At 59.3% G+C, this 12,668-nt stretch carries 13 protein-coding genes; 6 read left to right on the forward strand and 7 right to left on the reverse strand.

Annotated features, from left to right (window positions below; all coding sequences use genetic code 11):
• Positions 1-17: 17 nt before the first annotated feature.
• Positions 18-794: a bifunctional demethylmenaquinone methyltransferase/2-methoxy-6-polyprenyl-1,4-benzoquinol methylase UbiE gene (ubiE, locus tag Q2T52_RS01585; protein WP_302074931.1), complete on the reverse strand. Its 777-nt coding sequence runs from the start codon at positions 792-794 to the stop codon at positions 18-20.
• A gap of 147 nt (positions 795-941) precedes the next feature.
• On the opposite strand from ubiE, the gene mutM reads away from it, so the two are divergent.
• From mutM to Q2T52_RS01605, 4 genes are all read left to right on the forward strand, one after another.
• Positions 942-1,832 (forward strand): bifunctional DNA-formamidopyrimidine glycosylase/DNA-(apurinic or apyrimidinic site) lyase, encoded by an 891-nt coding sequence (gene mutM / locus Q2T52_RS01590; protein ID WP_302074932.1) that lies wholly within the window; start codon positions 942-944, stop codon positions 1,830-1,832.
• Positions 1,833-2,040: 208 nt separating this feature from the next.
• Positions 2,041-2,307 carry a 30S ribosomal protein S20 gene (gene rpsT, locus Q2T52_RS01595; RefSeq protein ID WP_302074933.1) on the forward strand — a complete coding sequence of 89 codons (267 nt, stop codon included), beginning with the start codon at positions 2,041-2,043 and terminating at the stop codon, positions 2,305-2,307.
• Between the two features lie 832 nt (positions 2,308-3,139).
• Positions 3,140-4,708, forward strand: a complete 1,569-nt coding sequence (gene dnaA, locus Q2T52_RS01600; protein ID WP_302074934.1) for a chromosomal replication initiator protein DnaA — start codon at positions 3,140-3,142, stop codon at positions 4,706-4,708.
• A 44-nt stretch (positions 4,709-4,752) separates the two neighbouring features.
• Entirely contained in the window at positions 4,753-5,334 is a 582-nt protein-coding gene (locus tag Q2T52_RS01605; protein WP_302074935.1) for a class I SAM-dependent methyltransferase, read from the forward strand.
• Positions 5,335-5,599: 265 nt separating this feature from the next.
• Here Q2T52_RS01605 and gcvA read toward each other — a convergent pair whose 3' ends face one another.
• Positions 5,600-6,493, reverse strand: coding sequence for a transcriptional regulator GcvA (gene gcvA / locus Q2T52_RS01610; RefSeq protein ID WP_302074936.1), 894 nt, complete (start codon positions 6,491-6,493; stop codon positions 5,600-5,602).
• 215 nt (positions 6,494-6,708) lie between these two features.
• On the opposite strand from gcvA, the gene Q2T52_RS01615 reads away from it, so the two are divergent.
• Positions 6,709-7,635: a DMT family transporter gene (locus tag Q2T52_RS01615; protein WP_302074937.1), complete on the forward strand. Its 927-nt coding sequence runs from the start codon at positions 6,709-6,711 to the stop codon at positions 7,633-7,635.
• On the opposite strand, the gene Q2T52_RS01620 is transcribed toward Q2T52_RS01615, so the two are convergent.
• From Q2T52_RS01620 to rph, 5 genes are read right to left on the reverse strand one after another with little or no spacing between them, the layout of a single operon-like run.
• Complete coding sequence (locus tag Q2T52_RS01620) at positions 7,626-8,363, reverse strand: methyltransferase domain-containing protein (RefSeq protein WP_302074938.1); 738 nt, start codon at positions 8,361-8,363, stop codon at positions 7,626-7,628. The two genes, Q2T52_RS01615 and Q2T52_RS01620, sit on opposite strands and share 10 nt — an antisense overlap.
• Positions 8,364-8,378: 15 nt before the next feature.
• The gene (gene hemW / locus Q2T52_RS01625) at positions 8,379-9,506 is read right to left on the reverse strand and encodes a radical SAM family heme chaperone HemW (RefSeq protein ID WP_302075994.1); all 1,128 of its coding nucleotides are present in this window, start codon (positions 9,504-9,506) and stop codon (positions 8,379-8,381) included.
• Between the two features lie 53 nt (positions 9,507-9,559).
• On the reverse strand, positions 9,560-10,204 hold the full coding sequence (gene rdgB, locus Q2T52_RS01630; protein ID WP_302074939.1) for an RdgB/HAM1 family non-canonical purine NTP pyrophosphatase: 645 nt from the start codon (positions 10,202-10,204) through the stop codon (positions 9,560-9,562).
• A gap of 9 nt (positions 10,205-10,213) precedes the next feature.
• Positions 10,214-10,621: a VOC family protein gene (locus Q2T52_RS01635; protein WP_302074940.1), complete on the reverse strand. Its 408-nt coding sequence runs from the start codon at positions 10,619-10,621 to the stop codon at positions 10,214-10,216.
• A gap of 14 nt (positions 10,622-10,635) precedes the next feature.
• Positions 10,636-11,352 carry a ribonuclease PH gene (rph, locus tag Q2T52_RS01640; protein ID WP_302074941.1) on the reverse strand — a complete coding sequence of 239 codons (717 nt, stop codon included), beginning with the start codon at positions 11,350-11,352 and terminating at the stop codon, positions 10,636-10,638.
• A gap of 147 nt (positions 11,353-11,499) precedes the next feature.
• Between rph and hrcA the strand changes: the two genes are divergently transcribed.
• Positions 11,500-12,597: a heat-inducible transcriptional repressor HrcA gene (gene hrcA, locus Q2T52_RS01645; protein WP_302074942.1), complete on the forward strand. Its 1,098-nt coding sequence runs from the start codon at positions 11,500-11,502 to the stop codon at positions 12,595-12,597.
• The last annotated feature ends 71 nt before the right edge of the window (positions 12,598-12,668 follow it).

Consider the following 12,668-nt stretch of genomic DNA (forward strand, 5'->3'; position numbering starts at 1 on the left):
CAACGCAGCCCGCACGATCAAAGCTTCCATCCCGAATGCAGGGCGGCGATGCCGCCGGTATAATTGGTGTAGCTCACGCGGGAAAAGCCGGCGGTACGGATCATCGCGGCAAAATTCTCCTGGTTCGGGAATTTGCGGATCGATTCCACCAGATACTGATAGGGCTCGGCATCGCCGGTGATCATCTTGCCGAACTGCGGAATGGCGCGGAATGACCATTCGTCATAAATGCGATCCAGAAGCGGGGTGTCTACCTCGGAAAATTCCAGAACCAGCAGGCGTCCGCCGCGCTTCAGCACGCGGTAGGCCTCCTTCAGTGCCACATCGATGCGCGGCACGTTGCGAATGCCGAATGCGATCGTATAGGCATCGAAGCTGTTTGCCTCGAAGGGAAGGTCTTCCGCATTGGCTTCCACGAAGGTCAGATTGTCGGAAAGCTTGCGCTTGGCCGCACGTTCCGAACCCACGCCCAGCATGGAGCCGTTGATGTCGAGGACCGTGGCATGGGCCAGCCGGTTGGAGGCTTCCACGATGCGAAACGCGATATCGCCGGTGCCGCCAGCCACATCCAGCACCTTAAATGACGGGTCCTTGCGTGGATTGAGAGCCGCCACCATGGCGTCCTTCCAGGCGCGGTGCAGGCCCATGGACATCACATCGTTCATGATGTCGTAGCGCTTGGCGACCTTGTGGAAGACCTCGTTGACGAGACCCTGCTTCTCGCCTTCGGCGACCTCCCGGAAACCATAGGAGGTTGCCATGCTGCCATCGGCGGAGGTTCGGCTGTCGGCCATCGGGTTACGCATCCTCGTTTACATCTCAAAAGCGGGCCGACCATAGCGGACTGCGGCGGCCGATACTATCTCTTCTGGTGCTTGCGGCACTTTGGCACTGGTCTATAGAGCAGTCAGCCGTCCGTTGAAACAGGAAGTTAGGAACTCATGCCCGAATTGCCAGAGGTGGAAACCGTGCGGCGAGGCCTCGAGCCCGCGATGGAAGGGGCGGTCGTCACGCGGCTTGAAGCACGCCGTCCGGACCTGCGTTTTCCGCTGCCGGAGGATTTTGAGGCGCGTGTTTCCGGTCGCCAGATCTTGGGGCTCGGACGCCGGGCGAAATACCTGCTGATCGATCTCGATGACGGCCAGACGATCATCTCGCATCTCGGCATGTCCGGCTCCTTCCGGGTGGAGGATGACGAGGCGGCCGCAATGCCCGGTGAGTTTCACCATGCCCGCTCCAAGGATGGCAAGCACGACCATGTGCTGTTTCACCTGACGCGGAACGGAAAAAGCGCGCGTGTCATCTATAATGATCCGCGTCGTTTCGGCTTCATGCATCTTTGGGCGCGGTCCGAGCTGGATCACTATCCCGCCTTTGCAGAACTTGGGCCGGAGCCGACCGGCAACACGCTGGATGCCGATTATCTGGCACAGCGGTTTCAGGATCGCATCCAGCCGCTGAAAAGCATCCTGCTCGACCAGACTGTCATTGCGGGGCTCGGCAATATCTATGTCTGCGAGGCGCTGTGGCGTTCGGGCCTGTCCCCGCTGAGGAAGGCCGGAACGCTGGTCACCAAGGCCAGCAAGCCCAAGGCTCAGCTTGTCGATCTCGCCCATTCGATCCGGGAGGTGATTGCCGACGCGATTGCTGCTGGTGGTTCTTCGCTACGCGACCATATCCAGGCAGATGGCTCGCTCGGCTATTTCCAGCACACCTTTTCTGTCTATGATCGCGAAGGCCATGACTGCGCGCGTGAGGGGTGCTCCGGCGTGGTTCAGCGTATCACGCAGGCGGGCCGCTCTTCCTTCTATTGCGCGCAATGTCAAAAATGAGTCCCGGATCAGCAGCTTGCTGGAACAAACTGAACCAGGCTTGTGAAATTGCGCGTTGACTGAGGAGCCTATTCCGGTTATATCGCCGCCCACAGTTGGGAAAGCCGCTCGTGGCTTCCTCCATTGCTCCCGAATTGCTGGATGACAGGTCGCAAGGACCCGGCGCGGCGACGGTGGAGTTTGTGTTCGAATTCGAAGAGAGGCAGAGATGGCCAATACAACTTCGGCGAAGAAGGCGACCCGCAAGATCGCACGCCGCACTGCAGTCAACAAGTCGCGCCGTTCGCGCGTTCGTAACTTCATCCGCAAGGTTGAAGAAGCCATCGCAACGGGTGATGTGGCCGTTGCCGCTGAAGCCCTGAAAGCGGCTCAGCCGGAAATTCAGCGCGCTGCCACCAAAGGTGTCATGCACAGCAACACGGCCTCCCGCAAGGTGTCGCGTCTGGCAAGCCGCGTTAAGGCTCTTTCCGCCTAAAACTCGTCATAATTGACGTCACAATCAAGCCCGGTCATCGACCGGGCTTTTCGTGTTTCTTAACCCTGAAAATTCATGGTTGCAGTTTCATCAAGGTTTCGTGACGCGGGCGTGACAGAATTTATTGTTTTTTTTCAATGGCTTGGCGGAGGAAGTTCTTGTTGGCGTCCTCGGGCTGCCGCCTACCCGGTCCCAAAACGAGTCAAGCGAATTTTTATTTTTGGGCTGATTCTGAGGTGCCTTGGAAGTGTCATTTTTGAATCCTGTTGATTCAACTGGGATTCTCGTTTGGCGGCCCGTTTTGAGTCAAATCGCAGCTCCAGAGTCAACGCTCGCGCCTTAATTTTGCGTAAAATTCATCATTGATCTCGCCCCGCGATCCTGCCTTAATGAGATCCAACAAGGGGCGCGGGGAACTCTCCACAAAGTCACCGATGCGATGCCGGTTTCCGGCTCATCGAACTTTGCGCTCTTGTGACGGGTGCGGCTAACCACCCGTAACTTCACGTCACTTTTGATTGTGCGCCGAAACTCCTAACGGTTTCGGGCAGGGTCTTTTGTGCCGTACTTAAGTGTGAGGTCGGCTTCTGCCGCCAGAAATGCCAGACCATCCCCGCGAGGAGGGGACGGGCTGGAACAAGGGGACTTGATACAGGCAGTTGCCGGGGTTTGGGCGACTGTTTCACTGACCGCAATTTTTGCGGTGAGATTGAACTTTGAGAGTGGGCTGCCAGTTCTAGCGAGGAGGATCGGCAGCCTGACGTAAACAGCAATAAACCCGGCGGGCGGCATGGACCGACTGGCGGGAAGAAAATGAAAAGGCGGCAAAAGCATGCAGATGACTACGGCATCGACCAGGGCGCTGGATAATGGGGATAAGGCGTCCGAGGCATTCGATTCACTTTGCTCCCAGGCGGCAGGGGAAAAATCTGAAATGAAGCATGATGCTCTTTTTGAGCGGTTTAGTGCGCGTCTGAAGGCTCAAGTCGGTCCTGAGGTTTATGCAAGCTGGTTCGGTCGCCTGAAGTTGCATTCCGTTTCGAAGAGCGTTGTCCGCCTCAGCGTGCCCACGACTTTTCTGAAATCTTGGATCAACAACCGTTACCTCGATCTCATCACCACCATTTTCCAGGCCGAAGATTCTGAAATCCTGAAGGTCGAAATCCTGGTGCGCACGGCAAGCCGCGCAACGCGCAGTCCTGCGGAGGAGCGCGCGGTTCCCGCCGCTGAAGTGGCCGTGCAGCAGCCGGCGCGCCGCCCGTCCGGCCCGCGCGAGATCGGCCAGATCGCCGCCTTCCCAGTCGCACCGCAGCCCGTGGCACAGCGCCCGTCCTCATCGGCCTCTCCGCTATTCGGTTCGCCGCTCGACTCTCGTTTTACCTTCGATACGTTTGTTGAAGGACCTTCCAACCGCGTGGCACTTGCCGCAGCCCGCACCATTGCGGAAGCTGGTGCAAGCGCAGTGCGTTTCAATCCGCTCTTCCTGCATTCCGGCGTCGGTCTCGGCAAGACGCACCTTCTGCAGGCCATCGCCAATGCGGCCGTCGGCAGCGAGCGTCAGCCGCGTGTCGTCTACCTCACCGCAGAATACTTCATGTGGCGCTTTGCCACCGCGATCCGCGACAACGACGCGCTGACGCTGAAGGAGTCGCTGCGAAACATCGATCTTTTGATCATCGACGACATGCAGTTCCTGCAGGGCAAGATGATCCAGAACGAGTTCTGCCATCTCCTGAACATGCTGCTCGACAGCGCCAAGCAGGTGGTCGTGGCCGCAGACCGGGCTCCGTGGGAACTTGAATCGCTGGATCCCCGCGTTCGCTCCCGTCTGCAGGGCGGCGTTGCCATCGAGCTTGAAAGCCCGGATGTAGACATGCGCCTGGAAATGCTGAAGCGGCGCCTGGAGGTTGCCCGTCAGGATGATCCGTCTCTGGATATTCCGGAAGACATTCTGGCGCATGTGGCACGCAATGTCGCCAATAGCGGTCGCGAACTGGAAGGTGCCTTCAACCAGCTGATCTTCCGCCGCTCCTTCGAGCCGGATCTATCGATCGAACGCGTTGATGAGCTGCTGGCCCATCTGGTGGGCGCGGGCGAAGCCAAGCGCGTGCGCATAGAGGACATTCAGCGCATCGTGGCGCGCCATTACAATGTGTCGCGCCAGGAACTGGTGTCCAACCGCCGGACCCGTGTCATCGTCAAGCCGCGCCAGATCGCCATGTATCTGTCCAAGACGCTCACGCCGCGCTCCTTCCCGGAAATCGGTCGCCGTTTTGGCGGACGCGATCACACCACGGTTCTGCATGCCGTGCGCAAGATCGAGGAATTGATTTCCGAGGATACGAAGCTCAGCCACGAGGTGGAGCTTCTGAAGCGATTGATCAACGAAAACAATCTCTAATACATGGGCGGCCGTGAGGCGGCCTTCTTCTTTCAGGCAGTGCGATGAGTGGTACCGAGCAGTTCTATTCCAGCCATGCGGCGGTTTACGCCGATGATCCGCGGGTACTGCCGCATCCTTGGCGGGAGCGGTTTCTGGCATTGCTGCCCGTTGGTGCGGCGATTCTGGAACTCGGCTGTGGCGGCGGTCATGATACACGGTGCATGATCGATGCCGGTTTCGCCGTCACACCCACGGACGGCATCGCCGAAATCGCCGCGGAGGCTGCGCAGCGGCTTGGTGTATCGGTTCAGGTTCTGCGCTTTGAAGACATCGCGTTTGAAGCGGCTTTTGACGGCGTCTATGCCAGTGCCTGCCTGCTGCATGTTCCACGGGCGGATCTTGGCGAGATCCTCGGCAAGGTGCGGCGGGCGCTGAAGCCGTCAGGTCTGTTCTATGCAAGCTACAAGGCGGGCAAGGCGGAGGGTCATGATGGCTTTGGCCGCTATTTCAACTATCCCGATGCGGCATGGTTGGAAGAAACCTATCGCAGTGCGGGCTGGAGCCATGTCACCCTCGAAGAGGCTGATGGACTGGGTTATGACCGCCAGCAGACTCGCTGGCTGCATGTCTTTGCTCAAGCCTAGAGCCTATCAGGGTTAAATGGAAACAGTTCTGTCGGCTCAGGCGGGATCAGATGCGAGGAGAGCGGCCCGTGTCGTAGCCAAAGCATACGGCCAAGCCGCTGGACAAAGCAGACCCGCCTCAGCCAATCCGAAGGACCGGAGCATTTTCCGCCATCATCTTCGGCTTTCGTCTCGACCGTACCCTTAAGGTATGCCCTTCGCCGAAAGCCTTGATCCTGACAAAAAATGCTTCCGGCAGAACGATTACATTTAGCCCTGATAGGATCTAAAGCACTCGGCTCGCTTCATTGACCAACCATTCGCGGACTGTTCTGACTGCAGCGCGGTCCAGCGCTTCAGGCGGATAGACCAGATAATAGGCAAAGCGGCTGCGCACCGAATTGCCGAAGGGCGCGACCAGCCTGCCCTTTGCAAGATCATCGGCGACGAACCCCTCTCTTAGGAGCGCAAAGCCGATCCCGCCGCGCGCTGCCTCTAACGCGCCATTACTATCCGGTGCGATCAGGGGGCCTTTCCTCCAGTCGACATCGAATGCACCTGCTGCCTCCAGCCACATGCGCCAGTCATTGCGCCCGGCATCGTGGATCAAGGTATGGCCTGCGAGAGACCTCGGGGCCGGGGAGGGGCCAAGCTTTGCCACCTGCTCCGGACTGGCGACCACGACAAGGACGTCATCCACCAGCTTTTCCGACGCAAGGCCCGCATAGACCCCAAGCCCGTGGCGCACCGCGAGCGCGACACCATCGGTCCGAAAGTCGACAAGGCGAGCCGTAGTACCGATCCTGAGATCGATGTTGGGGTGAGCCGCCTGAAAGCGGTCCAGCCTCGGCATCAGCCATTGTATGGCAAAGCCCGTGGTGCAGCTCAGCGTGATGATGTCAGGATTGCCACGGGAGCGAACGACCTCCGTGGCTTCGCGGATCAGGCGAAAGGCTGATCGCAGGGATGCGGCATAGTCTGCGCCCGATGGCGTCAGCACGAGCTGTCGCGGTTTGCGCTCGAAGAGCGCTACACCGAGCGCGGCTTCGAGTTCGCGAACCTGGAGGCTGATGGCGCCGGGGGTCACGTTCAACTCCTCCGCTGCCTGCTTCATGCTGAGATGCCGTGCAGTCGTTTCGAATGCTCGCAGCGATGAAAGGGAAGGAAATACAACACTCATGATTTAGAATAACTCGTTTATGAAGTGAAAACTTCTCGTTTGTCGGTTCTTATTATCCCCTTTATTACATGGCTATTCGCAGCAGAGAAGCGGCAATAATCTCTCGATCTATGGTTTGGAGAAGCGAATTTTCCTTCGGTATAAAGCGCGCAAGGAACGGGTGGCGGATCGCAACCGCTTGTGCAAGATGATGTGGTGGATAAGGGGGAGCGAGCATGGCAGCGAAGGAAATGGGAACCGCGGAATGGGCCATGCTCATCACGCTTTCGGTACTTTGGGGTGGCTCCTATCTCTTTATCGGTATTCTTGTGAAAGTCTGGCCGCCGCTCACTATCGTCGCTGGGCGTGTCTTCGTGGCGGCCCTGGCGCTCTGGCTGTTTGCTCGACTGATGCGGATCGAGATCCCGTTTACCCGCCCGGTGTGGCTCGCTTTTCTGGGCATGGGGCTTCTCAATAACGTCATTCCCTTCTGCCTGATTGTCTGGGGTCAGACGCATATCGCAAGCGGCCTTGCGGCCATTCTGAACGCGACGACGCCGCTCTTCGGCGTTGTTGTTGCCCATATGCTGACGCCGGACGAAAAACTCACCGCCAATAGGCTGACGGGCGTGGTCATCGGCATCTGCGGTGTTGTGGTGATGATCGGCCCATCCGTGCTGGGGCATTTCGGCAGCGATGCCTGGGGCGAGCTTGCCGCACTCTGCGCGGCGCTGTCCTATGCCTTTGCCGGGGTGTTCGGTCGGCGGTTCAAGCGCATGGGTCTTTCGCCGCTGGCGCCCGCCACGGGCCAGGTCACGGTGTCGGCTCTGTTGCTTCTTCCGGTTGCCCTGCTGGTAGATCAGCCATGGACGCTTCCCGCACCGCAGGTGTCGACATGGGCTGCCCTTTTGGGGCTGGCGCTTCTGTCGACGGCGGTCGGTTACATTCTCTTTTTCCGCATCTTGTCGAGCGCCGGCGCCACCAACATCATGCTCGTCACGATCCTGATCCCGCCAAGCGCAATCCTGCTCAGCGCCTTCGTGCTAGGCGAGCAACTGGCACTTCGCCATTTCGCCGGCATGGGCCTAATCGTGCTCGGCCTGCTGGCGATCGACGGCAGATTGTGGCGCAGGCTATTTCGACGCCCGGCCGTTCAGGCATAGGCGGTGATGATGATTTCGCGGCTATCCTGCTCGAATGCGCTGCGGTCCCACCAGCCGAGCGTTTCGATTTTCCCGAAACCCGCCTGCTTCAGCACTTGGACGATCTGGGCGTGAGATGGGAAGCGTAGCGTGCTTTGGCTGATGCGCTTTTCTCCGGTCTCCAGAAGCTTGAAGACCGCATCGAAGGTGACATGTTCTCCGTCGACCTTCGTCACCTGATAATAGACCTCGACTGGACCGATACCATCGATCTCGCGGGTCTCCAGGGTGTCGTACCGTGTCCAGCTTTGCCATTCTCGCACCAGCGGGTTGCGGCTCTCAAACACCAGCTTCCCGCCAGCTGCCATATGCCTGTGAATGTTGGAGAGCGCTGAGAGTGTCTGGGCGTCGTCCAGAAACACCTGAAAGACATGCGCGGTCATGATCGCCAGATCGAAACGCAGCGCGACGTCGAAATCCTCTGCCGTTGCCGCCACCCAGTTTACTAGTCCGGCCCTGTCTTTCGCCCGCGCGACCGAAAGCATGCCGGCACCCGGTTCGACACCGGTCACCTGATGTCCTTGTTCGGCAAGCGGCAGGGTCAACAGACCGGTACCGCAACCGACGTCCAGAATACGGCAGGGGGCTTTTGCCAATGACAGGTAGAAGTCACGGTCCAGCCCGTGTCCGTTGAAGCTGTCATAGAGAATGGCCATGTCGTGTCGGGAAAAGGCGTCATCGACGGGCATGGATTTCTTTCGTCTTTAGCAGGCCAGATCAGCCACCACGGCATCCAGCACCAGCATGCCCTTGGGCGTACAGCGCAGTCTCGAGTTGCCGATGCGTTCGATAAACCCGTGTTCCAGTAAAAACTGCTCGCGGGCCGGGTCCGGGTCGCGGTGCGAAAGCTGCTGCCAGCGGGCAAGGTCGACACCCTCGCGCAGGCGCAAGCCCATCAACAGCAGTTCGTCCGCCTGTGCCTCGTAATCGAGGATTTCCTGATCCACCATGCCGTGGCCATCCGCTTCCACCAGCGCCAGCCAGTCTTCTGGCTTGCGTTCGGTTGCGGTCGCTATCTTGGCGCCACCGGTGCGCAAGCGTCCGTGCGCGCCGGGGCCGATGCCAGCGTAGTCCCCATAACGCCAATAGGTCAAGTTGTGGCGACTTTCCGCACCGGGCTTGGCGTGGTTGGAAACCTCATAGGCCGGCATGCCAAAACCTTCGGTAATCGATTGCGTCGCTTCGTAGAGCTCTGCCGACTGGTCTCCGTCAGGCACGATCAGCTTGCCCGCCTTGTGCAGGCCGTAGAAGGGCGTGCCTTCCTCGATCGTCAACTGGTAGAGCGACAGGTGATCGACGGCATAGGACACGGCTTCGTTCAGTTCCCTTTCCCAGGCCTCGACCGTCTGGTTGGGGCGGGCATAGATGAGATCGAAACTCATGCGCGGGAAGATCTCGCGCGCCAGCCGGATCGCCTTCAGCGCATCCGCCACATCATGCAGGCGGCCGAGGAATTTCAGATCCGCATCGTTCAGCGCCTGCACGCCAAGCGATACCCGGTTGACGCCGGCAGCGCGATAACCGCGGAAGCGTTCTGCCTCCACGCTGGAAGGGTTGGCCTCCATGGTGACTTCGATCCCGGCCGGCACATGCCAGCGCGCGGCGATGCCGTCCAGAATGGTCTCCACCGTCTGCGGGTTCATCAGCGAGGGCGTGCCGCCGCCCATGAAGATGCTGGTCACGGTCTTCGGGCCGGAGAGCGCCCGCATCGTGTCCATTTCTTTCAAAAAGGCCGCGGCGAACCGCACCTGATCCACCGGCTGGTGGCGCACATGGCTGTTGAAGTCGCAGTACGGGCATTTGGCCGCGCAGAACGGCCAGTGGATATACATGCCGAAGCCCGGTTCTCCGGTATCAGGCAGAAGAGGGGCGTCGGACAGCACGATCAGCCTTCCAGACAGGTTTCGACAAAGATCTTGAAGGCGCGGGCCCGGTGCGACAGCGCCTGCGACTGACCGGGTTTCCAGCCATGCTTTTCTTCGGCGCTCATTTCGCCAAAGGTGGTGGCGTAACCATCCGGCTGGAAGATTGGGTCATAGCCAAATCCTTCCGTGCCCCGCGGTGGCCATACGCACGTGCCTTGCACTTCACCCCGGAAAAGCTCCGTATGTCCATCCGGCCAGGCGAGGCAAAGCACGCTGACAAAACGGGCCGTGCGCTGCGAAGCTTCAGTCGCACCGCGCTCGACAAGCGCATTATGCACTTTTTCCATGGCCATCGGGAAATCGCGCGTCCCATCCGGCCGCTCCGCCCAATTCGCGGTATAGACCCCCGGCGCGCCATCCAAAGCGTCGATCACAAGTCCGGAATCATCCGACAGCGCCGGCATGCCGGATGCCTTGGCTGAGGCGAGCGCCTTGATCGCGGCGTTTTCCTCGAAGGTCGTGCCAGTCTCGTCCGGCTCCACAAAGTCCAATTCCGCGGCAGATTTGGCGGAAAAGCCGAATGGACCGATCAGGTCGGCAATCTCGCGGATCTTGCCAGCATTGTGGCTGGCGACGACGATGGTACGGGTATCGAGCTTGCGCATGAAACTATCCTATTCGAGATCCCACAGGCGAGGCTCCGCGCATTCCAGGCTGTTTCCGGACGGATCGCGGAAATAGATCGAGCGTGCGCCATTCGGCCAGCTGACTTTGGATTCCAAGGCTATGCCGGCAGCCTCAAGTTTTTCGGCCATGCCGTCGAGGTCGTTGCCGACAACGCGGAAGCAGGCATGTCCTGGACCTGTCGTTCCATGTCTCGGAACGTCAAGCGAGCCGGGCGGCAATGGTTTGAGCGTCTCCACCGCGTTGAAGATGAGGAGAATGCCGTTACCGCATCGGTAGAAGATATGCCGGTTGCCAGTTCGCTTGATCTTCTCAAGCCCGAGCAGGTTCCCATAGAACGCCTCGGCCTTGTCCAGTTCATCGACATACAGGGCGGTTTCCAACACTCCGTCAATCATCGTCGGTTCCTGGCTCAGGCAATCGCCTGCTTCTGCAGTTCCACAAGCTGCTTGGTTCCCTCGGTTGCAAGGTCCAGAAGGTTCAGGAATTCCTCGCGGCTGAAAGGCTTGCCCTCTGCTGTGCCCTGAACTTCCACCAGACCACCCGCACCGGTCATCACGAAGTTGGCGTCGGTCTCGGCTGCGGAGTCTTCGAGATAATCCAGATCGATGACCGGCTGACCGGCAAAGATGCCGCAGGAGATCGCCGCAATATGATCCTTGAGAACCCGCTCAAGCTTGATCATGTTGCGGGTTTCCATCCACTTCAGGCAGTCATGCAGGGCAATCCAGCCGCCGGTAATGGCTGCCGTGCGCGTGCCGCCATCGGCCTGGATGACGTCGCAGTCCACGGTGATCTGCTTTTCGCCAAGCGCTTCGAGATCAATTACCGCCCGCAGCGAGCGACCGATCAAACGCTGAATTTCCTGCGTACGTCCACCCTGCTTGCCTGTTGCAGCCTCACGCTTCATGCGCTCGCCGGTGGCGCGCGGCAGCATGCCGTATTCCGCCGTCACCCAGCCCTTGCCGGAATTGCGCAGCCACGGTGGCGTCTTGTCTTCCAGGCTTGCCGTGACCAGCACATGCGTGTCGCCGAACTTCACAAGGCAGGATCCTTCGGCATGTTTGGATACGTTGCGCTGGAAGCTGACCTGGCGCATCTGATCGGTTTTTCTGCCTGAAGGGCGCATTCTCTTCTCCTGAGGTTCGGTGATGGCGTCATAGAGCCTTTCGAGACCAAATGGAAACAGTTCTGTTGGCTCCGCATCCTGCATTTCTCTTTTGCCTTCGGCACAAGAGGCATTATATTCGCAGCTCATAGTCAATGATCGGATGCAATGCGCCAGAACGGATTTCAAACATCGATCCCGAAGGACAGCACGTCTGTCCTCGATGATCGTTCGCGGGAAATCTTCCGCCGCATCGTCGAGAGCTATCTGGAAACCGGCGAGCCGCTCGGCTCGCGGAATTTGTCGCGCCTGCTGCCCATGTCGCTGTCGCCGGCTTCCGTGCGTAATGTGATGAGCGATCTCGAAGAGCTGGGCCTGATCTATGCACCGCATATCAGTGCCGGTCGTCTACCGACCCAGACCGGCCTGCGCTTCTTCGTAGATGCCTTCATGCAGGTGGGCCATCTTTCGATGGAGGAGCGTGCGGCGATCGAGCGGCAAATCGGTGTCGATGACCGAGCCCACCCTATGGAACACCTGATGACGGAGGCGAGCCGGATGCTCTCGGGCGTTTCGCGCGGCGCCGGCATCGTCATCACTGCCAAGAACGATCCTGTTCTGAAACATGTCGAATTCATAAGGCTGGAGCCCACCAAGGCGCTTGCCATTCTGGTCGGCGATCACAATCAGGTCGAAAACCGCATCATCGATCTGCCGGCCGGTGTTACCTCTTCTCAGCTGACAGAGGCTGCAAACTTCCTCAACGCGCATCTGTCCGGCCAGACACTTCCCGAACTGCGTGGACAGCTTGCTGCGCTGAAAGTGCAGGTGCAGAATGAACTCGACAGCCTCTCGCAGGATCTCGTGCAGCGGGGGCTCGCGATTTGGTCTGGTGAGAGCGAGGAAGGAAAGCCGGCTCGCCTGATCGTTCGCGGCCGGGCAAACCTGCTCGAAGGCCTCGAGGGCGCGGATGATATCGACCGGCTGCGGCTGCTTTTCGATGATCTCGAAAAGAAGGACAGCCTCATCGAGATCCTCGACCTTGCCGAAAGCGGGCCTGGGGTGCGCATTTTCATCGGGTCGGAAAACAAGCTGTTTTCCCTGTCCGGGTCTTCGCTGATCGTGGCGCCCTACCGCGACGAGGAAGATCGTATTGTTGGTGCCGTGGGTGTCATCGGGCCAACACGTCTCAACTATTCCCGGATCGTGCCGATGGTGGATTACACGGCACAGATCATGACGCGGCTATCGCGCAGCGGGCCGTGATCTCAGGCGCAACCGATCCATTCAGCCTTGATTTTTGATCGGGGAACCTCGATATCGGGCTCAACTTTAAT

The sequence above is a fragment of the Rhizobium oryzicola genome (assembly GCF_030504645.1).
GTDB classification, from domain to species: domain Bacteria; phylum Pseudomonadota; class Alphaproteobacteria; order Rhizobiales; family Rhizobiaceae; genus Neorhizobium; species Neorhizobium oryzicola.

What these genes read in the sequence shown, in the direction of transcription:
- rdgB (WP_302074939.1), bottom strand. Translation starts at nt 10,204, where the DNA reads ATGCGCAAGCTCGATACCCGTACCATCGTCGTCGCCAGCCACAATGCT.
- hemW (WP_302075994.1), bottom strand. Translation starts at nt 9,506, where the DNA reads ATGTATATCCACTGGCCGTTCTGCGCGGCCAAATGCCCGTACTGCGAC.
- gcvA (WP_302074936.1), bottom strand. Translation starts at nt 6,493, where the DNA reads ATGAGTGTTGTATTTCCTTCCCTTTCATCGCTGCGAGCATTCGAAACG.
- Q2T52_RS01605 (WP_302074935.1), top strand. Translation starts at nt 4,753, where the DNA reads ATGAGTGGTACCGAGCAGTTCTATTCCAGCCATGCGGCGGTTTACGCC.
- Q2T52_RS01615 (WP_302074937.1), top strand. Translation starts at nt 6,709, where the DNA reads ATGGCAGCGAAGGAAATGGGAACCGCGGAATGGGCCATGCTCATCACG.
- mutM (WP_302074932.1), top strand. Translation starts at nt 942, where the DNA reads ATGCCCGAATTGCCAGAGGTGGAAACCGTGCGGCGAGGCCTCGAGCCC.
- hrcA (WP_302074942.1), top strand. Translation starts at nt 11,500, where the DNA reads ATGCGCCAGAACGGATTTCAAACATCGATCCCGAAGGACAGCACGTCT.
- Q2T52_RS01635 (WP_302074940.1), bottom strand. Translation starts at nt 10,621, where the DNA reads ATGATTGACGGAGTGTTGGAAACCGCCCTGTATGTCGATGAACTGGAC.
- rpsT (WP_302074933.1), top strand. Translation starts at nt 2,041, where the DNA reads ATGGCCAATACAACTTCGGCGAAGAAGGCGACCCGCAAGATCGCACGC.
- ubiE (WP_302074931.1), bottom strand. Translation starts at nt 794, where the DNA reads ATGGCCGACAGCCGAACCTCCGCCGATGGCAGCATGGCAACCTCCTAT.
- rph (WP_302074941.1), bottom strand. Translation starts at nt 11,352, where the DNA reads ATGCGCCCTTCAGGCAGAAAAACCGATCAGATGCGCCAGGTCAGCTTC.
- dnaA (WP_302074934.1), top strand. Translation starts at nt 3,140, where the DNA reads ATGCAGATGACTACGGCATCGACCAGGGCGCTGGATAATGGGGATAAG.
- Q2T52_RS01620 (WP_302074938.1), bottom strand. Translation starts at nt 8,363, where the DNA reads ATGCCCGTCGATGACGCCTTTTCCCGACACGACATGGCCATTCTCTAT.